The 21,467-nt window shown below is 67.9% G+C and carries 20 protein-coding genes; 8 read left to right on the forward strand and 12 right to left on the reverse strand.

The window, feature by feature from the left end:
• The first annotated feature begins 89 nt into the window (after nt 1-89).
• The gene (locus MED01_RS09275; RefSeq protein ID WP_238668100.1) at nt 90-980 is read left to right on the forward strand and encodes a hypothetical protein; all 891 of its coding nucleotides are present in this window, start codon (nt 90-92) and stop codon (nt 978-980) included.
• Between the two features lie 61 nt (nt 981-1,041).
• Here MED01_RS09275 and MED01_RS09280 read toward each other — a convergent pair whose 3' ends face one another.
• From MED01_RS09280 to MED01_RS09300, 5 genes are read right to left on the reverse strand one after another with little or no spacing between them, the layout of a single operon-like run.
• Nucleotides 1,042-1,731, reverse strand: coding sequence for a hypothetical protein (locus MED01_RS09280; RefSeq protein ID WP_238668101.1), 690 nt, complete (start codon nt 1,729-1,731; stop codon nt 1,042-1,044).
• Between the two features lie 33 nt (nt 1,732-1,764).
• Nucleotides 1,765-2,574, reverse strand: a complete 810-nt coding sequence (locus tag MED01_RS09285; RefSeq protein WP_238668102.1) for a hypothetical protein — start codon at nt 2,572-2,574, stop codon at nt 1,765-1,767.
• A 10-nt stretch (nt 2,575-2,584) separates the two neighbouring features.
• Nucleotides 2,585-3,286 (reverse strand): WXG100 family type VII secretion target, encoded by a 702-nt coding sequence (locus tag MED01_RS09290; protein WP_238668103.1) that lies wholly within the window; start codon nt 3,284-3,286, stop codon nt 2,585-2,587.
• On the reverse strand, nt 3,283-3,609 hold the full coding sequence (locus MED01_RS09295; protein ID WP_238668104.1) for a type VII secretion target: 327 nt from the start codon (nt 3,607-3,609) through the stop codon (nt 3,283-3,285). Before MED01_RS09295 ends, MED01_RS09290 begins: the two co-directional genes overlap by 4 nt.
• A complete protein-coding gene (locus tag MED01_RS09300) occupies nt 3,606-4,055 on the reverse strand; it encodes a YbaB/EbfC family nucleoid-associated protein (protein WP_238668105.1) in 450 nt (149 codons plus the stop codon). The genes MED01_RS09295 and MED01_RS09300 overlap by 4 nt, the downstream gene beginning before the upstream one ends.
• A gap of 350 nt (nt 4,056-4,405) precedes the next feature.
• On the opposite strand from MED01_RS09300, the gene MED01_RS09305 reads away from it, so the two are divergent.
• The 3 genes from MED01_RS09305 (at nt 4,406) to MED01_RS09315 (ending at nt 6,482) form a co-directional block, all read left to right on the forward strand.
• Nucleotides 4,406-5,125 (forward strand): DUF8817 family protein, encoded by a 720-nt coding sequence (locus MED01_RS09305; protein ID WP_238668106.1) that lies wholly within the window; start codon nt 4,406-4,408, stop codon nt 5,123-5,125.
• 63 nt (nt 5,126-5,188) lie between these two features.
• Entirely contained in the window at nt 5,189-5,761 is a 573-nt protein-coding gene (gene coaD / locus MED01_RS09310; protein ID WP_238668107.1) for a pantetheine-phosphate adenylyltransferase, read from the forward strand.
• 184 nt (nt 5,762-5,945) lie between these two features.
• Nucleotides 5,946-6,482 (forward strand): ATP-binding protein, encoded by a 537-nt coding sequence (locus MED01_RS09315; protein ID WP_238668108.1) that lies wholly within the window; start codon nt 5,946-5,948, stop codon nt 6,480-6,482.
• Between the two features lie 89 nt (nt 6,483-6,571).
• Here the strand turns inward: MED01_RS09315 and MED01_RS09320 are convergent, their stop codons facing one another.
• The 5 genes from MED01_RS09320 to MED01_RS09340 all read right to left on the reverse strand — a co-directional run bounded on the left by MED01_RS09320 (nt 6,572) and on the right by MED01_RS09340 (nt 13,044).
• Nucleotides 6,572-9,421 carry a M48 family metalloprotease gene (locus tag MED01_RS09320; RefSeq protein ID WP_238668109.1) on the reverse strand — a complete coding sequence of 950 codons (2,850 nt, stop codon included), beginning with the start codon at nt 9,419-9,421 and terminating at the stop codon, nt 6,572-6,574.
• 122 nt (nt 9,422-9,543) lie between these two features.
• Entirely contained in the window at nt 9,544-10,107 is a 564-nt protein-coding gene (locus MED01_RS09325) for a hypothetical protein (protein WP_238668110.1), read from the reverse strand.
• Nucleotides 10,104-10,268, reverse strand: a complete 165-nt coding sequence (locus MED01_RS09330; RefSeq protein ID WP_238668111.1) for a hypothetical protein — start codon at nt 10,266-10,268, stop codon at nt 10,104-10,106. The genes MED01_RS09325 and MED01_RS09330 overlap by 4 nt, the downstream gene beginning before the upstream one ends.
• Before the next feature lie 202 nt (nt 10,269-10,470).
• Nucleotides 10,471-11,766 (reverse strand): low temperature requirement protein A, encoded by a 1,296-nt coding sequence (locus MED01_RS09335; protein ID WP_238668112.1) that lies wholly within the window; start codon nt 11,764-11,766, stop codon nt 10,471-10,473.
• A gap of 153 nt (nt 11,767-11,919) precedes the next feature.
• Nucleotides 11,920-13,044, reverse strand: coding sequence for a serine hydrolase domain-containing protein (locus MED01_RS09340; protein WP_238668113.1), 1,125 nt, complete (start codon nt 13,042-13,044; stop codon nt 11,920-11,922).
• A 279-nt stretch (nt 13,045-13,323) separates the two neighbouring features.
• Between MED01_RS09340 and MED01_RS09345 the strand changes: the two genes are divergently transcribed.
• Nucleotides 13,324-14,751 carry a sensor histidine kinase gene (locus tag MED01_RS09345; protein ID WP_238668114.1) on the forward strand — a complete coding sequence of 476 codons (1,428 nt, stop codon included), beginning with the start codon at nt 13,324-13,326 and terminating at the stop codon, nt 14,749-14,751.
• Nucleotides 14,748-15,395 (forward strand): response regulator transcription factor, encoded by a 648-nt coding sequence (locus MED01_RS09350; protein ID WP_238668115.1) that lies wholly within the window; start codon nt 14,748-14,750, stop codon nt 15,393-15,395. The genes MED01_RS09345 and MED01_RS09350 overlap by 4 nt, the downstream gene beginning before the upstream one ends.
• A gap of 179 nt (nt 15,396-15,574) precedes the next feature.
• Here MED01_RS09350 and MED01_RS09355 read toward each other — a convergent pair whose 3' ends face one another.
• A complete protein-coding gene (locus tag MED01_RS09355) occupies nt 15,575-15,967 on the reverse strand; it encodes a nuclear transport factor 2 family protein (RefSeq protein WP_238668116.1) in 393 nt (130 codons plus the stop codon).
• A 336-nt stretch (nt 15,968-16,303) separates the two neighbouring features.
• Between MED01_RS09355 and MED01_RS09360 the strand changes: the two genes are divergently transcribed.
• Together MED01_RS09360 and MED01_RS09365 are read left to right on the forward strand one after the other, a co-directional pair.
• Nucleotides 16,304-17,236 carry an AEC family transporter gene (locus MED01_RS09360; RefSeq protein ID WP_238668117.1) on the forward strand — a complete coding sequence of 311 codons (933 nt, stop codon included), beginning with the start codon at nt 16,304-16,306 and terminating at the stop codon, nt 17,234-17,236.
• 271 nt (nt 17,237-17,507) lie between these two features.
• Nucleotides 17,508-20,498 carry a ricin-type beta-trefoil lectin domain protein gene (locus MED01_RS09365; protein ID WP_238668118.1) on the forward strand — a complete coding sequence of 997 codons (2,991 nt, stop codon included), beginning with the start codon at nt 17,508-17,510 and terminating at the stop codon, nt 20,496-20,498.
• A gap of 510 nt (nt 20,499-21,008) precedes the next feature.
• Here the strand turns inward: MED01_RS09365 and MED01_RS09370 are convergent.
• Nucleotides 21,009-21,182, reverse strand: coding sequence for a hypothetical protein (locus MED01_RS09370; protein ID WP_238668119.1), 174 nt, complete (start codon nt 21,180-21,182; stop codon nt 21,009-21,011).
• Nucleotides 21,183-21,467 lie beyond the last annotated feature (285 nt).

Raw genomic sequence — 21,467 nt, forward strand, 5'->3', positions numbered from 1 at the left:
TCGACGCAGCACGGGGTTGAGACTTCGCTGCTGCTGTTACCCCGCCGATAAGATTCGCTGTCGCGGGTGGTCAATGGTATGAATGCAGCGTGTCGTCGTCGCAGAACCCAGACCTGATGGGCACCGTCCGAGCCTTGGTCGAAGACGCGTTACCGGCCTCCCTGCCGGGCGCACGCGTCGCGGCGGAAAGCGATGAGGTCATCATCGCCATGCCGGGTGGTCGGGCCCGGGTGTCCCTGGGTCCGTTGCTCCGTCTCTGCCTGGATCAGCCCCACCAGGCGTGGCCCGAGCTGGTGGCCGACTGGGTCGCAGCGATACGCCGGGAGATGCCGGACCAGGTCTCCGCCGACCTTGGGCCGGCCGACCTCGAGCAACTGCGGCTGCGGCTCATCCCGGCGGCCGAGACCCCCGAGTCGGACAACTATCTGGCCATGCCGTTTGGTGAGCATTTCACTGCGGTGGTGGTGGTGAACCGGCCCGGCCGTCTGGACCTGCTGACCCTCGCTCAGGCGGCGCGACTGGGCCCCGATCCCGAAGGGCTGGTTCGCACTGCCGTGCGGCAGACCGTGGAGCGTGAACTGGTCTCTCTCGACGTGCGGGATCATGAGCTGCCCACCGGCGGTTCGGTTCGTCTGCTCGCCTCGGACGGCAATCCGTTCGTCACGACCGCCCTCATGTCCGTCAAGCGGTTCCTGCCCGAAGGCGCTGACAACGGCGCGCTGGTCGCGGCGCCGCAGTACAGCGCGGTGATGCTGCATAGCGTGTCGGGCCGCCTGCACGACAGCGCGGTGGCGCTGCACCGCTTGGCCAACTCGATGTTCGTGGCGGCCACTGATCCCTGCACCGACCAGATCTTCTGGTGGCACGGCGGGGAATTCCACCCGGTGCGTATCGTGGTGGAGCAGTCCGCAGGGACCGTGCAGGTTCGGTTGCCCGAAGTGTTGGCCCCGGTGGTGGAGAGGCTGGACCGCGGTCACTGAGGGGGCCAGGTCCGACCAGAACGCAATCGTGTCCCTGGGCGAACCGGGTGGTAGGCGAGACTTACGGGGTGAGCGTCTTGTCCAGTTTCTGGGCGGCCAGCGCCTGGTCCCGTTGCGAGGTCAGGAACTGGAGAGCCTGCTCGCGTTCTCCGTCGTGCCATGCCTGGATGAGCCGTTCGTAGAACGTGGCCTGCTCCGCCAGTTGCCGGGCGGCCTTGCCGGACATCCCGGCGGCCCGGTCGCGGCACAGCTGAGCGAGTTGTGTCGCGGGCTCGACTGGCGAAGCGGTGCCGTTGACCACCCGCCAACCCGGTAGCTGGTGCCAGTGTGTGCGGCGCTGGCGCGGGTCGTGGGCGAAGTCCCGCTCGGCCACGTCGGCGAGGCGCGCAGGAGGCCAGTTGTCGATTTCCTTCAGGCCGGTATCAAGCACGAACTGCCGGGTCTGGCCGGCTGCCGCATCGGACATCAGGTCCACCGTCGGCGGCGCTGATTGCACCTCGTCCATCCGCACGCCATAGGTCATAATCCAACTCGCGTAGGGCGTTACGAGCGGCTGCACGCCAGCGGCGACCCAGCCCACGGGCCGGGTGGGCGAACCGGAGTATCCGATCCAGGCCAGGGACCAGCCCAGCGGCTCGCGTGCCAGCACACTACCGACGCCGACGCCGCGCAGGCGCCACTCTCCCGGCAGTGCGGGGCGCAGCTCGGACAGGATCTGCCGCCACCGCCGGGCCTTGTCAGCAGAGGACATACGCACCTTCCGCAGATCGTTGCCAGGGCCCGGTCAGTCTACGCTCAGCGGTCGCTGCGTCGGCCGTAGCTCCTCGGGTTTGGCGGGCAGGTCGAGCACTTGTTTCACCGTGTCGGCCCAGCCCGGCGCGATGCCGGTCTTCAGGCCGGTCTTGAGGTCGTAGGCGTGCACGGCTTCCCAGTCGAGCTTGCCGGTGCCGGAGTCCCTATGCTGCCGCTCGAGGATGACATCCGGACGGAATGCCTGGTCCGTTATCTTCCGTCTCTCGATGCCCTGGGCGTCGTAGCCGATCTCGGGGCGTAGCCGGAAGCCCGTCGCAGGGTCGATGATGGTGCCGTCTCCGGCGTTGATCGCGTCGGTCAGGTGGCGGTGGGATTCAATGCCCAGCGCCGTGCGTTCCACGATCAGGTCCGCTACGTCCTCGTGCTTGCCGCTCTCCACGAGCTTCTCTCGCTGCCGCTGGTATCCCTCCCGCTGAAGAATCTCATCCCGGTTCTGGTCGACGTGGTCCCACGCGTCGTCGGCCATTTTCTGGAGTTTGTCGGCGACCGCATCACGGGCCTTGGCGATTTCCTTTAGGGTCTCCGGGTCGTGCTTGTCCAGCTCCGGGTTGTTCTTCGGGTCGTCGCTCTTCGATCCGGCGGGCTTGCCGTTCTCGGAGGCCGGTCCGCCCGGGCGGCCACGGTCGATTGCTGCGGCGACTGCCTGGTGGGTCTCGGCGACGGTGGTGGGTCTGCCATGTGGGGCGTCGCCGCGCTGCCGCGGCACACCGTTGTCGCCGCCGTCCTCCCCGCCTTCGCTGCCATCACCGGGGCGGCCGTGTGGTCCTTTGGGTTTCGCCACGATCCCCCCGTCAGCCGTTGATGAGCTTTGACAGGTTGGTAAGGCTGCTGACGAGCGCGGTGGTGTAGCCCACGATCCGCCCCGCCCACTTGAGCACCGCGGCGGTGATCTGCACGGCGATCACTGGGATGGTGACCACGAAGATCGCCTCGACTGCCCAGACGATCACGCGAGCGACCAGGTCCGTGATGAGGTCGCGGACGATGTCTCGGGTCATGGAGACCAGGTCTCCCGCAGCCTGGGTGGCGGCCGCCATCGCCGCGGCAGCACCCCCCAGACCCGCGACAGCGTCGAGGTTGTTCTTCATCAGCGACTGGTACGCGTCGGCGGCGTGGCCCTGCCAGTCCGGCAGGTCCCCGGACAGGTGCGCCTGTAGATCGACTGCCATCTGCTGCAGATGGCCAGCCATGTTGTCCCAGGTCGCGGCGTGCGACGCGACCACGTCGGGCATGCCGGTCAACCAGTCGAGCACCTCCCGCAACGGTTCGAAGTACTCCATTGCCCAACCGAGGCCGTTGGCCAGCAACGCGCTGAACGGGTCCAGCACCGTCGCGGCCACGTCCAGCCCGAGGGACACCCCGGCGAGCAGGTCATCCACCCAGCCCTCACTGCGGATCGCGTCCACCAGGCCTTCGACCCCGTCGGCCAGCGACGAGCCGGTCCACACCTCACGGGTCGACTGGACGCCCGCAACCAGCGACACGTCGGTCATGCGCTCAGCCGTCTGCTGATCGCGCTCATCGAGGCCGCCCCGTCGCTGTCTACGCCGTCGTAGCTGCCGGCGGTGCGACGCAGGCCGTCCGCGACCAACCGTAGGTTCTCGTCGAGGGACGCGACCAGCTCGTCCTGGCGGGTGTGCCGGCCCTCCAGGATGGCCGAGATCCAGCCGCAGAGCAGCCCGTACGCCTGGTCGTTCTGCGCGATGTGGGCGCTCGCGCCGCGGACTGCCTCCAACCGGGAGCGCAACGCCTCGATCGACGCGCTGTGCGCGCGGATCTGCGCGGTGTCGGCCGTCCACCCTGCTGCGCTGTTCATCGTCGCCAGCCCTGGCCGTCGTGGGAGCCCGGCTCGCCCCACCCGGGTTCCGGATCGGGTCGCAGTTGCCTGCCCACCCGATCGGCGATCGCCCGCGCGGCAGTCGACTCGGTACCGACGGTCTCCGCGATGATCTGCTGCGACCGCTCGGCCAGCTGCTCCTTCGCCCGCCGGAGCGCGTTCATGACCGCCTGGGCCACCACCTCGGGCGAGACCCGCTGAGTCTGCCGACCCAGGCGCAAGCCCAGCAGTGCGCCCGTGGAGTCCACAGTGACCTCGGCCAGGCCGTTGTCGTCCGCGACCGTGACCTGCAGCTCCCGCAGCCGATCACTCATCACCTTCGTGTCGGTGGCGAGCTTGTCGATGCGGCCGTGCCAGGCCCGTAGCTGATCCATCGCGCCATCCGGGTCAAGGACACCGCCCCCGCCCACAGCCCCGATTTCCATGCGCCTCCCCGAATAGCCCGGGATCCGGCGGGATATTGCCGAACGTCCCACGCCCTTAAGGCCAGGGTCGATTGTAGAGCATTTTCACGATCTGACTGACCCGCTGTCCGGGCCGTGACTGGCGTGACGGTGTCAATGGATTCGCTGTCCCACGTCGATACTGATCGGTGCGTCGCCGAGGAGACCGCACGAGGCGATGGGTCTGTTCGCGGCAGCGTCGCCCAGGCACGGCATCCGCAGGCTCGACTAGGCCGCGTTGCGTCCTGGGTCATCAGCCGATCGGATGATCAGAGGCGATGATCGGCTATTTCCATGTGCGATGGACACCGCGCGCCGCTTAGGAAGGAGGCATGACCAACGAGGTGACCGTTCCACTGCTGCCGTGCGCATCCATCGACGACATCGAAACCTTCTACGGAGTTCTCGGTTTCCGCACCACGTACAAGCAGCGCAAGCCCAACGCGTGTGTAGGGGTGCAGCGTGAAGACCTGCAGCTGCAGTTCTTCGAGATCCCCGGATTCGACCCGGAACAGTCCTACGGCTCCTGCCTCGTACTCACCGCGGACATCGAGGGACTCCATCGGGCATTCGCAGCCGGCATGCGCGCCGCGTACGGCAAGGTACTGGTGTCCGGAACGCCGCGGATGACCCGGCCCAGGGCGCGGAAGAACGCCGACGGGTTGGGCGGATTCAGCGTCATCGACCCGGGCGGCAACTGGATCCGCGTCTTTCGGCACGCCGCCACCGCGCCCACGCCGGCCGTCACACCTGCCGGGCGGCTGGCCAAGGCCCTGGCGAATGCCGTCGTGCAGGCCGATTCCAGGGGAAACGTCGAACAGGCCGTTCGGATCCTCGACAGCGCGTTGGCCCGCCCGCAAGCCGACGACGACCCGGTCGAGCAGGTGGAGGTCCTGGTATACCGCGCCGAACTCGCGATGGTGCTGCACGACCCAAAGACCGCAGCCGAGATGCTGGCCCGCGCCCAGACCGTCACGCTCACGGAAGACGAATCCGAAAGGGCGGCAACCGCGTTCGACAACGCCGCGGAACTCGCAGCAGCACTACGGTGAATCACCGTACCAACGCCTGACTGGCAACCGGGCGATAGCCGCGCCTGTCAGCGGCAGACCCGGATGTCGACGGTGGCAGGCGGCGACGACACCGACCAGTTGGGTCGGCACCTGTCCGGCTTGGATGATCGTGGCCATGCGGTTGGAGTGGCGGTGACGGATACGTCGAATCGTGGAGTGCTGCCGGCACACGGTTCGCTGGCGGTCTATCCGGGTACGTTCGATCCGTTCACCCTCGGGCACCGCGACCTGGTGGCCCGTGCTCGGGTGATGTTCGACCGGGTCATCGTGTTGCTGGCGGTGAGCGCCGACAAGCAACCAACAGCCGAAGCCACAGCCAGGGCCGTACGCGTGCGCGAGGCCATGCCGGCCGCCTGGAGCAATGTCGAGGTGGACACCTGGACCGGCCTGACCACTGCCTACTGCGCGCGCCGGGGGGCCACGGTCATCGTCCGCGGCGTGCGCACGGCAGCGGACTTTCGCTACGAGTACCAACTCGCTGCGATGAACGAGCAACTCGGCATGCAGACCGTCTGGTTGCCGCCCCGTCCGCACCTGGCGGCCACCTCGTCCACTGCCATACGCGCATACCGCATGGCGAAGTCCGCCCCGCCGCTCCCGGGGGGCCGAGAGTGACGCGCGGGGCAACCGAAACGGTGGCAACACGACGATGTGGCACGGCCAGGTGGGCGGCCTCGGCCAGCGCCAGGACGGCGTGCGGGTGGCCGGACGCCCAACAGCGCCGCAGGAAGCCGGAGCGTGGGCCCGATTGGCCGCGAAGGCCGGCACATGATGGGCGTTCCATCGGAAGCGGATGTTGATGACGCGACCAACACTGTTCCTGACGGTCGGCCTCCCGTGCACCGGGAAGACCACTGCTGCTCGGCGTATCGAAATCGAGTGGAGAGCGCTTCGTCTGACGAAGGACGAATGGGTGAAGGCCCTCTACGGGCACGAGAATCCGCCATCGGCTCAGGACGTCATCGAAGGGCGGCTCATCGAGATCGGGCTGCGCGCCCTGGAACTCGGCAACAATGTTGTGATCGACTACGGCCTCTGGAGTCGAGACGAGCGCTCCGCTCTGCGACAGGCAGCAGGAGACCTCGGCGCGCTGGTGGAGATGCGCTACTTCGAGCTCACCCCGGCCGAACAGCGTCGGCGACTCGATCGGCGCCAGGCCGAAGCGCCGCACACGACGTGGCCGATGTCCGACGAGGAACTCGCCGAGTGGGCTGCCACCATCAGCGTCCCGACCCCAGGCGAACTCGACGGCACCGAACCCATCGATGACCCACCGGCTGGTTTCGCGACCTGGAACGAGTGGCGCACACACCGCTGGCCACCGTCGGTCTCCTGACGCCGGCCCCCCGTGTCGGAGGTCGACGAGGTCGCGTTGTCGCTGTCGCCCGGCACGTCCCGTAGACATCGACCGACGGATCAGCGAGGTCAGCTTCGGCGTAGTTCGATCCGGTACCAGGCTCCCGCGTCTGTGGGGGTCTCGATCAGGGTGTCGGTGGTGCAGTTGTATCGGTCGGGCGTCCAGGAGGCGCTGAGGAGCCTCGCCCGCACCTTGCCGTCGATGAGCACGGTGGTCGACGACTCCTGGGAACGTTCGGCGTCGTAGCGGATCACGCCGTCTTGCACCTCGTAGCGGGCGTCGGCCTGCCCGGACCAGATGATGTCGATGCGCTGGCGCTCGATTGTGGTCGTGAAGCGGGTTTCGTTGCCGTAGTCCACGACGACGACGCCGTCGGGCCGGAAGGTCTGGGTGGTGCCGGTGGTGATGATCCGGTGAGTCCGGCCGGCCAGTTCCAGGTCGAACTCCCGTGACACCTCGCGCCAGGTGCCCACGAGGCAGGGATCCCCCACCGCTTCGACCCTCTCGGGCGGTGGCACGGGATGTGTGCCGATGGGCACGGGATCCGGTTTCAAGAATGCGTAGTTCCCCGGCACCTCCACGGCCGCACCGGCCAGTACCAACAGCGCCAGTCCGGCGAGCCCGCCAGCCAGGACTGGACGGGCTGATCCCCGCGTGGCGTCCGCTCTGCCGGTAGATACGGCGGTCGGGATGACCCCCGCGTGCGTTCGGGAGATATGGGTGCGGCGGCGCCAGAGTCCTCCGGCCGCCGCCGCGAGCAGCGCGACCGGCACCGCAATCAGTACCCCAGTTGTCGCGATCAACGCCAAGTGGAAGGTGATGTAGCTGTCGGGCAGGAAGCTCGGCAGTTCACAGCCGCGTCCTCCGGGGCCGGTGAGCCGCAGGCAGTCTGAGATACCCCGGCTCAGGTAGAAGCCGAGCGTGGCCACCGCCACGGTGGTGGTCACCGCAAGCGGTACCAGTACCGGTCGCAGCCGCGTCGAGCGGGCCGCGACGACAGCGGCACCCGCGGCTTGCAGCAGGGCAGCTACGGCCACGTAGGTATTGCCGTACACCAGGTAGAAGTAGAGTGGCTCGCCGCCGGTGAGCTCCTGCACGTTGAAGTCCGCCGGAAGGTGACGGACGTCGGCGGGCAGCGCCGCGTCGGCCGCGAACGGCAGGGCCAGCCCGACGGCGATCACGCCGAGCCCGGCCACGGCACCGATGCGGAGCGCCCGTCGTACCCCCGGTGGGCGGTGCCCAGTGCGCCGGAACCAGCCCAACAGCAGCGCCGGCACCGCCCACAGCAGCACGAGCCCGGCGGTGGCGAGCGGAGTGAACTGGACGAGGACTCGCGGATAGTAGCTGTGGACGAGGCTGGTCCAGCCGGCCATCTGGACGTACCAGCCGATCCCCCACCCCGACTGGGTGGAGTGCCACTGGACGCCCTGCAGGATGCTGCCGCCGAAGGCGGTGGCGTACCAGATCGCGAACAACGGGGCCCCGACCGTGATCGCGGTCGCGGCGCAGAGGCGCCGCCGCCTGTCGGACCGGCCGGTGGACTCGACGAGCACGGTGTCCACGGATCGCACCCAGACGGTGAAGAGGAAAAGACCCGCGACGAGGATCACCGCCGCCACGGGCAACTCGGTCACGCGCAGGAGTCCGGCTCCGCCCAGGTCAAAGTTCTCCGCGTACGTCAGAGACAACGGACCGCTGAGCGCGAATCCCAGCGCCGCGACGACGGGCAGCAGCAACTGCCGGCGTCGTGCCCCGGCTACGTCGGCGGTGCCGGTTCGGAACACCGCGCGGGCGAGCAGGCGGAGCAGGAGCGCTCCGACACCGAGTGACATCAGTGCCAAACCGACGACGAGATACTCCTCCAGCAGACCGCCCACGGTGAGGCTGACGTTGTAGAGCACCAATCCGAGGACGATGCCGTAGCCGGCGGTCTCGGCGAGACCGGGCTGCAACGTCGCGCCTGGATCGGCAACAGCCAGTGCCCGACGTGTCGGCGACGGATGGCTACCGAGCCGGGCCAGAAGCTCTCTCGACCTGCCGCCCAGGCCGATCCGTCCGGTCCGCACGGGCGGCCAGGGCAATGCGTTCACCACCCTGCCGAGTGCGCCGCCCGGCGTGTCCCAGCCAGCGGCGGTGATATCCGCGTGCAGCTCGCGGGCCCGGAGGATCGCGTTGCGCGCGAGGTACACGACCGCGGTCAGCACCCCGAGCGCGACGATCGGGAACAACACTTCGGCTACCGGGTGCGCGCTGTCCGAGGCCTCACGGGCCCGAAAGAGATCGGGCTTCAGTGACACGGCTACGAACGGGACGACGGCAACGGCGACAAACGCCCACCAGGTCGCGATGCTGAGGTAGGTGCGGTCGACGTCACCGTTGTGCAGATGCGCCAACTCGTGCCGCAACACGGCACGGAAGCCGGCCCGGTCGAGGTCGTAACGCACCAGCAGACCGACGTCGAGGCAGATCCGCCGCCTACCCGGCAGCCCGAACGCCTGGCCGCCGTGCGTGGTCGAGTAGGGCGCGACGAGCCACGTCGGCGGCCGACGCAGCCCCGCCTGCCGGGACAGATCGGCTAGTTCATCCAGCAGTTCGGCGTCCGCGCCGCTTGCTATCGGGCGCATCCGCCGACGCCGGTACAGCCACCACGGATGCAGCAGATACAGCAGTACGGCGACAAGCAGCTCTCCCAGGATTCCCGCCCCAACCCATAGTGCCTGCTCCCGAAGGAACGGACGCATGCAGAGCCGCATCAGGGCGGCCCCGTGGATGGCCGCGTCATCCGGTGGCGTGTAGGCGATCGCCTCCTGAACGTCGACCAGGCACTGGTCCAGCGCGGTGCTGACCGGCCCGGCCCCGGGCGATGCGCTATACACCGAGCCGAACGCGACGACGCTGGATGCCAGGACGGCGGCCACCAGCATCACGAAACGGATATCGGTACTGGCCCGCAGCGCCGCTCTCAACGAGTCCGCCGGGGGTGGCAGAGCATGTTGATCGGGTACGGGTCGGAACGGCTCGGCCCCCTCGTCCCGAGCCGTCACTGCGGTGGTTCCGTTCGTGGCTGGCTGATCCAGTCGCCCACGATCGCGGCGGCCAGCAGGTCGGCCTCCTGGGTCGGCATCCGGCCGTGCTGGATCAGGGACCGGGCGACGAGTGCCCGTACCTCGGCCCACTGTTGCGAGGTCAGCACCGGCATGCCGACTCCTGGCCCATCCGCCACCGGCTCGCCGTGATCGGCTCCGTCGGCATCCTGGTGTGTCACCGGTGTCAGGCCCAGCAACCGGCGGACGCTCCTTGTCGACGACACGGCCGCAGTCACCACACCCAGGCTGACGACGTACGACAGCACCTGCGCCGACGCGTCCAGCAGCACCGGGGTGAGGAGGTACTCGACTTCCGGCAGGCCCAACTTGAGTTGCCCGCTGCGCGGGTCACCACCAGCAAGAGCGCGTTTCGGATCAGCGATGTACGCGTCACGCAGCAGGTCGAAGACCCGCCGCTCCGCAGCGACCTGAGCAGGTCGGACCGATGCGGCGCGTTGCAGCATGATCCGAGCCAGCTCGGCCACCATCTGTTCGTCAACGGCTGGGGTGGTCCTCACGCGGCATCACCGGCGATGCCGTCGAATTGGACACCGGCTCCCGTGGTGAACACGTAACGTACTCGGATCGCCGGCCGATCGATCGCCCGGCGTATAACCAGAACCTGCATGTCCTGCTGCATCACGCCACGATGATGCACGGTGAGACGCGCGATCGTCACTCAAAGTCACTGTCGTCTTATTGACGTGGCTGCACGGCAGCCGGTGATCATGAACCCGCGGTGGCCAACCCCACCGACAATCCCCATTTCGATGACCTGGGGGGCATCTGCCAACAATCCGATGGGGCCGGCAGTGCAACAGAGCCGTCAGAGGTATTTGTTCGTCTACGTCGACTCTGATTGGTGAGGCAACGGGAACAGGTCAGCGTGGCGGCGAGGGCTGCTCCAGGGGGCGTCCGTGAGCGCGGATCGTGTCCGAGACGGCGACGCCGAGCAGGACGGCGACAGCTGCCAGCGCGACGACGAGGGGCGGCCGGCCGACCATCACCGGTGCCATGGCCACGAGGACGAAGATCCCGATCGGCCGTGGCCGGGACACCCGGGCGAAGGCCACGTACTCGAACAGTGAGCGCCCGGCGAGGAAGAGCGCGGGACCGCCGAGGATGGCCCCGACCCAGGCGGGCTTGGCGTCTCCGGTGGGATCTATGAGGGTGAGTTCGGAGCCGGCTGAGGCAGCGAGGATGCCCGCCACCATGAGCAGGTGGGCGAGCTCGGCCAACCGGCCGACCCGGCCGGGGTCGGCGGATGCCGCGATGGCCTCGCCCAGGATCTGACCGGCTCGGTAGAAGTAGATCCGCCACAGCAACACCGTGATGAGGAACGACACGGTGAGGGCCATTGTCCGTTCGGGCACGATCGGGCCGCGTAGAAGGCTCGATCCGGAGGTCAGGATCGTCTCCCCGAGCGCGACGATGACGAGCTGCCAGTATCGTTCGGCCAGGTGCTCGCCTGCGCCGGACCACGGGGACGCCCGTGAGCGACCAAGCCTCGGGACCGGCCAGCCGATTCTGGCCCCGAGGTAGTCGATCGCCAAAGCCAGCGTCCACAGCGAATTGCGCGTCGCCTCCGGCGCGAAAGCTCCGGTGAGCCACGGCACGGCCGACGTGCCGAACCAGACGAGCGCCAGCGTGTTGACGCGGCGAAGGTTGTGACCCCGCACAATGAGCGCGAAGAAGAGGGTGCGGCCCACCTGGATCGCGCCGTAGGTGCTCGCGAAGAGCAGGCCGGTATCGGCGAGAGCCCCTGAAATCGCGACCGCCAGGAGCAGGCTCCCGTACATCGTCGCGAGGACGACGAACTGGATTGCCGGCTGGAACGGATCGAATCTGCTCGTCACCCATGCCGTCTGGGTCCAGATCCACCACACCGCCAGGAACAGCAGCAGCGTCTCGCCGTTCTCCGCGAGGGACGTGGTCAGCCTCTCCGCGACGTGGCCCCTGGTGTAGTCCAACACCAACTCGTGCACGATCCGGGTGAGGGCGAAGACGAACACGAGGTCGAAGAACAGTTCCAAAAAGGTCGGCCGCTGCGGACTCTCACGTCTGCGCAGCAGACTGGCCACTCTATTCGTCGTCACCCGTCCGCCCGCTTCGTCGGCTTGTTTCTGAAGCAGTCGTACCACGTCACCGCGCCGCTCACGGATGAGATGCCCACTCAACGACCAGGAGGCTCCAACTCGGAAAATTGCTTCATCTTTGCGGATAGCGGCGTGGTGGGGGCCGTGCCGGCTCGATTCCCCGGGTCGTCGGGCAGCGGCTGGCCGCCGACCGTATCGACCCGGGGAGTCGTCTCGCCGAGAGATGCTGACTGGTCAGGCGCAGAGAGCCTCATTCAGGAGCGCGTCGACCGCGGCGAAGACGTCGGCGTACTCACCGCGGAAGTTGGGCGTCAGCGCGACGGTCACCTGGTGGCGCCCGTCCTCATTAGAAAATGACCAGGATTGGTACGTCAGGGTGCCGCCGTCGTTGCCGTACACCCGGATTCCGCACGTGGTGTCTCGCCACGACAGTCCGAGCCCGTAACTACCGCCCTTGACAGCGGGTGTCTTCATCTCGGCGAGGAGGCGACGCGGCAGAAGACGCCCGCCCAGCAGTGCGGCGAAGAATCGGTTCAGATCAGTGGTTGTGGAGATCATCTCGCCAGCTGCGCCGAACACCGACGGATTCATCCGGGTGTAGTCGAGAAGCTCCATTTCGCCGTCCTGCTGTGTCGGCAGGTAGCCGTGTGGATGCGGTCCGCGGATCTGCGGCGACGTCCCTGGCACTGCGGTGTCGCGCAACCGCAACGGCTGGATGATCCGGTGTTCGACCTCTTCGCGGTATGGCCGGCCGGTCACCTTCTCGATGATCTGGCCGAGCAGAAGATAGTTGGTGTTCGAGTACGCGTAGGCCGCACCCGGCTGGTCAGACGTCGGAGGGTTGGACACCGCCCGCCCAATGAGTTCGGCCGGGGTCCAGGTCCGCCATCGGTTGCTCAGGAACTCAGGCTCGGGCGGCATCGGCAGTGTCTGGACGTAGTCGAACAACCCGCTGCTGTGGTTGAGCAGATGGCGCACGGTAATGCGGTGACCGTCGGGAACGACTCCGGGCAGCCGCGATTCGACAGTGTCGTCGAGCCGCAGCCGACCCTCACCGACAAGCTGGAGGACGACGGTGGCGATGAACGTCTTCGTGATGCTGCCCACCCGGACTCGACCGTCAACCGGGACCGCCCTCGTGGTACCCAGTTCGGCCACACCGCTGGCGCCCTGCCAGATGCCGTGCTGGTCACGCACCTCCGCCAGCGCGCCCACAGTGCCAGCGGCTACGACGTCGTTCAGCCGACGCTGCAGTTCGACGCGATCCCTCTCCGCTGGCACGGCAGTGGCAGCGGCCGGGACGGCAATCACCGCCAGCACTGTCGTCGCGATCGTCATGGACCGGAGCACACGCTTCATTCGGCCTCCTTGAGCAATTCCGCCCGTCGGTTTTTACCGAAGATCACGCTAGGCAGGCGACCGCCCGGGCGGGACCCGGCTGACAGCCGTCTTTTACTGGGGGGTTTCCCCCACTCCGGCCCTCGCGCAGCCGGCCCGGCGTGCTGCGCGCGGTCGTGGTGACCGGGGATGGTCACCGCCTGGTCGGGCTGCTCGGTCTGGGTCTGGGCGGGACCACCGGGCCTGGCAGGTGGGATTCGTGAGCAGAATGAGGGCCGGGCAGGGTAGGACAATGGCGGCATGGGCCCTCCGGTGACGCCACCGACAGCGGACGCATCGTCCGGCGGCCAGGGTCGGGGCAGGAGGCCGTGGGCGGTGGCCCGCGCGGCGGTCGGAGCGCCGTTCACCCAACGACAGCTTCGCGAGCTGTCATTCTGCCTGGCCGGGCTGCCGTTCACGCTCATCAATCCACTGGTGCTCTTCGTTCTCACCGTGGACATCATCTGGTTCGTGGTCGACGGCGCGCGGGGTAACCCGTCGGCGGGCGAGATGGCCATCGCCTGTGCCTGCCAGGTACTGCTGCTCGTGCTGCTCGTGTCGACAACGGCGGCCCGGAGGCTCGGCTCACTGCAGCGCCTGCTCGCGACCCGGCTGCTCGGGACGCGAGTCGGGGAGCCGCCGCCGGTGCGGCGGCGCCCCGGCGGTCGGGCCTGGTCCGGGCCGGGCCCCGGGGACGTGGCAGGCTGGCGGGTCATGGCCTATCAGCTGGCCAAGCTGCCGGTCGGCCTGGTCGAGCTGTACGCCGTGTTCTTCTGGGTCGGCGGGCTGGTCAACCTGAGTTACCCGCTCTTGTGGGGGGCGTTCCGTAACCATCCGCCGGGAGTCCAGCTGAGTCCGGTGCCGGTGTTCACGCCGTTCGGGTTGTTCGGCGACGGCACGTTCCGCGTCGCGACCTTCCCCGGCACGTTCGCCGCCGCCGCGGCGGGAGCGGCGATGCTGCTGGTCGCCCCGTGGGTTACCAGGGCCGTCACGTCCGTCGACGCCTGGCTGATCCGAGGCTTGCTCGGGCCTGGGCGGCTGGCGCAGCGGGTCCACGACCTGGAGCTGACCCGGGCGCTGGCCGTGGACGACTCCGCCGCGATGCTGCGGCGGCTCGAGCGGGACCTGCACGACGGCGCGCAGATCAGGCTGGCCACCTTGGCCATGAACCTCGGTATGGCCCGGGAGAAGCTCGGCGACGGCGGCGAGGTTCCCGACGCCGCAGCTGCCCGCGAACTGGTCGACGCCGCCATCCGGGGCGCCAAGGACGCGCTCGGCGAGCTGCGCGGCCTGGTCCGCGGGATCCACCCGCCGGTGCTCGACAACGGGCTGGCGGACGCCCTCGCGTCGTTGGCCGCCGACAGCGCGATTCCTGTCGAGCTGCAGGTCGACCTCCCGGTCCGGCCCGCTCCTGCGATCGAGACCATCGCGTATTTCTGCGCTGCCGAACTGCTGGCCAACGCGGCGAAACACAGCCTCGCCAACGCGATCGACGTCCGGGTCGTCGAACATCGGGACGTGCTGCTGCTCAGCGTGACCGACGACGGCACGGGTGGTGTCGACTCGGGCCGGGGCAGTGGCCTGCGCGGGCTGACATCTCGGGTCGCCGTGGTGGATGGCCGGCTCACCATCACGAGCCCACCTGGCGGCCCAACGAGGATCGCCGTCGAGCTACCGTTCCGCGCATGAATGCGCGGGTCGTCATCGCCGAGGATGCGGCTTTGTTCCGGGCGGGGCTCACTCGGCTGATCGAGGACCGCGGCCACCAGGTGTGCGCTGCCGTGGGCGACGGCGACGCGCTGCTGGCCGCCGTGGCCGAGCATCAGCCCGACGTGGTGGTGGTCGACATCCGGATGCCACCAACGCACACCGACGAGGGAGTTCGCGCCGCGCTCGAGATCCGCCACCAGCATCCCCGCACCGGTGTGCTGATGCTGTCGCAGTACATCGAGACCAAGTACACCTCCCGGCTGTTGGAGGGCAATGCGGCAGGTGCCGGCTACCTGCTGAAGGAACGGGTGGCCGACGTCGCCGAGTTCGCCGACGCGCTGGAGCGGGTCGCCACGGGCGGCACGGCGCTGGACCCTGAGATCGTCGGCCGACTGCTGCGGGCCAGCCGCCGCGCCGACGGCGTAGCGACACTTACCGCACGCGAACGCCACGTGCTCGCGCTCATGGCGGAGGGGCGGTCGAACGCAGGCATCGCCGGCACGCTCCTGGTGAGCGACGGAACCGTGGAGAAACACGTCACCAGCATCTTTGGCAAGCTGGGCCTCCCCGCCGGGGACGCCGACAACCGTCGCGTCCACGCGGTCCTGCGCTACCTCAATTGACCAGGCACTCCGGGGAAATCACCGGCCCGGTACGCGAACGGAGCGCAACAGGGTCGATCTCAGCGCGCACCCTGGGAGGATTGTCGGTGTCCGCGAGGCGACGCGACCCGGTGCCTCACGACCGATGAGGCGTGGCGCAACGCTCAGGCTCACGCAGGTCCAGCTGCGCTGTGGACGTGCTAGCCGGCGATGGCCTCGCGCTGGATCTGCTCGAACTGGGCGGCCATCGCGGCGGCCAGGGCCTGCGCGGCGGACAGCGGGCGAATCATGACCGTGAGCTCATCGATCAGGCCGCTCTCGTCCAGGTGAAGGAAGTCGCAACCTTCGACGGCGACGTCGCCTATCCGCGCCTCGAATACCAGCGCGTGATCGCGATCGCCGTCACCGCTCAGCTCGCTGACGTACCGGAAGTCCTCGAACACCCGCAGCACACCGCGCAGGATCGCCGCGGTGATTGCCTTGCCCGGATACGGCTTGAACGCCACCGGGCTGCGGAAGACCACATCGTCGGCCAGGGCCGCCGCCATGGCGTCCGCATCGCGTGCTTCAACCGCCGCGCGAAAGTCGATCATTGTGTCAGCGTACGAGGTTTTCCTGGCCGCCGGTCGATCGGCGCTTGGCCGTCCTGTGGGTCGTTCCGAACGGGATGGGAGGCTGAACGCGTGGCTTCCCGATCGACGTGCACGTGGACAGGTCTCGGCTGCCCGACGGCTTGGTACCCACCGTGGACGCGTCGGTGTATCTGAAGTCCGGCGAAAGCGCTGTGGAGGGTCACGGAACCGAGCTCCCAGTGCGGCAGACCGGCGGCATCCTCGCCCAGGTGGAGATTGTCGCCGGGTTTCGAGACTCGTACGTCACTGGCGCCCGCCAGTCCCTGAGCCGACGCGACGCCCGCCGGTGACGCCCGGATGAGCCTGGTGTCGGCGTTCGTACCGATCTGGTTCCTTACCGCGGTCGGCTACGCGGCCTGTCGTTGGGGTCTGCTGGGCGAGGCGGTGGCGTCGGTGCTCGGCCGGTTCGTCTTCCATCTTGCGATGCCGTCCGCCCTGTTCCTGACGCTGTCCCGAATGCCGCTCTCCGGGTTCGCCGGCCGCTCGCTGCTCGCCTTTGGAGTGAGCACCGCCGCGGTCGTCGGGTTCGGGTGGGTCGCCGCGAGCCGGCTGTTCGGTCGCGGGCCCGGCGAACGGCCGATCTGGGGCATGGCCGCCGGGTACGTGAACTCGGCGAACCTCGGCATCCCGATCGCAACGCAGGTTCTCGGCAACGTGTCGTTCCTGGCGGAGGTGGTGCTGCTGCAGGTGCTGGTGGTGACGCCCGTGATCCTGGTCGCCCTGGACCGGCACAGCGACCCGGCCGGGCGGGTACGGGTCCGCCGTATCGCCTCTCTGCCGGTCCGCAACCCTGTGATCCTGGCGTCGCTGCTCGGTGTCGCGTGCTCGGCTGCCGGCCTGCAGTTGCCGTCGGCGGCCGCCGCGTCGCTCACCCTGCTGTCGGGCGCCGCGGTTCCGACCGCCCTGGTCGCGCTCGGCGCGTCGCTGCACTTCACCGCGCCGTCACGGGCAGAGCCGGCAGAGCGGCCCAGGCTGGCCGAGCTGGCCGTGATCAGCGCGCTGAAGCTCGTCGCACAGCCGGTCATCGCGTACGCGGCCGGGCTGGCCTTGCACCTGTCCGCGCCGCAGTTGCTCGCCGTGGTGGTGTGCGCGGGCCTGCCGACAGCGCAGAACACGTTCATCTACGGCCAGGAGTACGGCGTCGGCGAGACGGTGGCCAACCGGGCGGTGCTGGTGACCACGACGCTGTCGCTGGCCACAGTGGCCGCGGCGGCGGCGCTGCTCGGGTAGGTCCGTCAGCTGTAACGCACCCCGAGCGACGTCAGTGCGAGCTGGCCGATGTGCGGCTTGAGGTCGGGTACCGCCGGGTGCCCAGACGACCAGTATTGCTAGGACGTCATACGTGTGATGTGATCCTGGTCATGAGTTTCGCGTGCGTTTCCGCCGCATGACGGTCCAACGCCGCTGCACCCCTGCCCGTCGTCCATCTCGGATGGAAGGAACCACGGTGGCTCCAGCTTTCAACCGCACTTCGCGAAGATCTACACCGTCTCCCAAGATTGTGAAGATCGTGACCGGCGTGATTGCGACAGCGGTCGCGACTACTGCAGCAGTCGTCGTGGCGCAGCCGGCGTACGCAGCGACAGCTATCTACGCGGCGCCAGCGGGCTCCGGAACGGCCTGCTCGGCGTCGGCGCCGTGCAGCATCGGGCAAGCGCAGGCCCAGGTTCGATCGGCGCCGGCTGGCGACGTCACGGTGCAGCTCGCCGCAGGGACGTACCGGATCTCCAGCCCACTCCAGTTCCGCGCAGAGGATGGCGGTCGCGGCGGGACGGTCCTGTGGACCGCAGCCCCCGGCGCCAACCCGCTGATCACCGGCGCGCTCGACGTCTCCGGATGGTCGCTGCATGACGCCGCGTCGAACATCTACGTCGCGAACGTCCCGGTGGGTCTCGAAACGCGGCAGCTGTACGTGAACGGCGTCAACGCATCCCGCGCGGCAATCAAGCTCAACAACTCCGACATCACGTTGACGGCGACCGGGATGAGGGTCAACAACTCAGCTCTGAACTACCTGAGCACCCTGCCTCAGCAGAACCGCATCGAGTTCGAGAGCATCGCCGCATTCACGAATCGCTATGCCCAGGTCGCCAGCATCAGCGGAAACGTGATCACGATGGCCCAGCCGGGATGGAACAACAACACCTGGGGCTACGACACCGTGCAGAGTTCCCTGATCGGAGGGCCAACCTACTTCCTCGGGAATTCTCTGCGCTTCCTGACCACTGTCGGGCAGTGGTACATCGATCCCGCTGCGGGGAGGCTGTACTACAAGCCTGCGCCCGGGGTCCATCCCGACCAACTTGACATCGAGTTGCCCCGCCTGCAGAGCCTGCTGAGCATCGGCGGCACCTACAGCAACCCGGTCTCGAACCTCGCGTTCCGGGGTATCAAGTTCTCGGGGACGTCCTGGCTGGGGCCCTCCTCAGTAGAAGGTTACGCCAACCAGCAGAACGGCACCTTCCTCAAGGGTACGTACAGCTATCGGCCGAGCGACGCCTTCACCAGCTGCGCACGCGGCTGCACGATGTTCGAGCGGGCAAGGAACACGTGGCTTCAGGAGCCCGCCGCCGTTCAGGTGTCGGCGGCCAACCACATCGCCTTCACCGACAACACCTTTGCCAACCTCGGTCAGTCGGCGCTCGGTATCGGTCAGGACGCGAACGCGATGGTGTCGGGGGTCGGCCTGGGCGCGAGCGACATCGACGTGATCGGTAACAAGTTCACGGAGGTCTCCGGTCACGGTATCGCCGTCGGCGGAATCCAGCCCGACGCTCACCACCCCAGCGATCAGCGCATGGTCAACAAGAACGTCCGCATCGAGGACAACACCGTCAATCGGGTGGCCGTCGATTACAAGGACAACTCGGGCATCTTGAGTACCTACGTCACCAACGCGCGCATCGTCCGTAACGAGGTCGCGAACGTTGCCTACGACGCGATCGACACCGGGTATGGATGGGGCAGCCATGACCCCGGTGGCTCGAACGAGTATGCCAACCGCGGTTACTACAACTACAGCACGCGTTACACGACTCCAACGACGTTGCGCGACAACTACGTAGCGAACAACCTGGTGCACAACACGAAGGCCAGGTTCCACGACGGCGGCTCGGTGTACAACCTGTCCGCCAGTCCCGGCACGGTCCTTGAGGAGAACTACCTCTACAACGTGTCCGGCGTCGGGCTCTACCTCGACGAGGGCACGCGTTACACAAACTATCGGAACAACGTCCTCCAGGGCTCCAGCCCATGGGTGTTCACAAACTCCTACGGGACGGCGCACAACACAAGCGACAACATGATTACCGGTAACTGGTACAACTCCGGTGGTGCCCAGATTCCGGACGCGGCCATGCACAACAATCAGGTCACCGGCAACATTCAGGTCTCCGGCACGGCGTGGCCGACCGGCGCGCAGGCCGTGATCTGTGAGGCGGGCGTCGCGGCGCAGCGCCGAACGGAGCTCAACGCGAACCTGTTCGCGCCCAACGGCACCTGCGGTCAGACTGGTTCGCCCGTTGCTGCCCCCTATCTCACTACTGCGACATCCGCTGCCAGTTCGTTCTTCGCCCAGTCAGGTTCGCGTTTCGCCCTCTCTGCCGCCGGCGCTGATGTCTGGAGCGGCGCGGGTGACGAGTTCGGGGCGATCTATCAGGACAACTCCGTCACCTCGGGCACGAGCGTGAGCGCCAAGGTCGACTCGCTGAACGATTCCCATGCCTACGCCAAGACCGGCGTGATGATCCGCAACGACATGACGAGGCCGGGATCCTCCAACGGCTATGCGCTGGTCGCGGTCACGAGGACGAACGGGGTCCTCTTCGAGTGGGATTCCAACGGCGATGGGTACGTCGACAGCGAATCCAAGGCGAGCGTCGACACGTACCGCCCGGTCTGGGTCAAGCTCACCCGAAGTGGGAACCAGGCCACTGCCTACTACTCCTACGACGGTGCCAACTTCATCCAGATCGGTTCATCCGTAACGCTGACCGGTGCCAGCGCCACGCAGGACGGCGGCACTTTCACCACGTCGCACGACCGCACGCAGCGGGCCATCAACGTCGTCAGCGACCTGCGCATCTCCGGATCGCAGAATGTGCCGACCGTCCAGATCGTCGGCGGTCCGTCGGGTCGATGTGTCGACGCGCCTGGTACGAGCACGACCAACGGCACGCAGGTACGACTGTGGGACTGCAACGGGGGCGGCAACCAGCGCTGGACCTACACCTCGGGCAAGCAGTTGATGGTCTACGGCAACAAGTGCCTGGACGCCAGTGGCGGAGGTACCAGCAACGGCGTGAAGGCAATCATCTGGGACTGCAATGGTCAGGCCAACCAGCAGTGGAACCTGAACTCCAACGGCACCATCACCGGGGTGCAGTCGGGGCTGTGCCTGGACGCTAGTGCCTCCGGCACCGTCAACGGCACCCTCATCCACCTGTGGACCTGCCATGGTGGCAGCAACCAGCAGTGGAGTCAGCGGAGCTAGTGCCTCGTGCGGGAAGCTCGCCCACAAAATTGTGCGAGTGACTTGAGGATCTCTTCGGCGGTCCTGGTCCAGATGAACGGTCGTGGGTCGCTGTTCCAGTCAGCGATCCACGACCGGATGTCGGCTGCGAGGGACTGCACGGACTTGTGGGTACCGCGGCGGATCCTCTGGTCGGTGAAGATCCGAACCCGGAGGCCCCGGCGGACAACCCCTGCCCGGGTGGGCGGGCCTCCAGATGGGCGGGTTCCTGGCCCTCGGGCTGGCCGGGCAAGCCCGGCGCGGCCCACCCCGGAACAACCGGTGGCAATCCCTCGGGACGAGCATCCCGATGCATCATCGGGCGTCGACGCGGCTACCGCCAGCGGGTCGGCCCACTCATCGACGTCCTGAGGCAGGGGTAGGGATTCGACGCGCAGGCCCCGCTCGCGCAGGGCCGTCCCGGTCAGTGCGGTGGACATCGGCACCGCCGTCAGCACGGCGGCGGGGGGGTCGCGCTCGTCCGTCGAGGGCCTACGCCGGCTCGCGTACGCCGCCGGCGTTGCCTCCATCGTCCGGCATTGGTTCGGCCGGGGCTTCTGGCAGTTCGTCCGGCGTGCCGGGCAGGAGGACGCTCGCGTCGTCGGGCACCGGCTCACGCGGGTCGATGGGCGGATACTGTTCGGGGTCGAGATCCGGTCCAGTCATCAGGCGAGTATCCGTCGTCTTCGGGTCTGCCGCTCGTCGGGCCCGCGTCACCCGGTCGCTGGCCGGGCGGCGAGCATGACCGCGCGGCGTCTGGTGGTCCACACCATCCGACGTTGGTGCATCATGGTTGCCCATGTTCGTGGACCAGCGGCAGTTCCCCTTCCTGCCGAGCTTCGGGCCCAGTGGGTTGCCATTCGCGATGAATGCCTTGCTCTCGCGCTTGAGACCTACCAGCCGACTCGTCACCTGAACGCTTCCAGCCGCACCCGGCTCCGGTGACCTGCG

This window comes from Micromonospora alfalfae (assembly GCF_022230925.1).
In the GTDB taxonomy this organism is placed as follows: domain Bacteria; phylum Actinomycetota; class Actinomycetes; order Mycobacteriales; family Micromonosporaceae; genus Micromonospora; species Micromonospora alfalfae.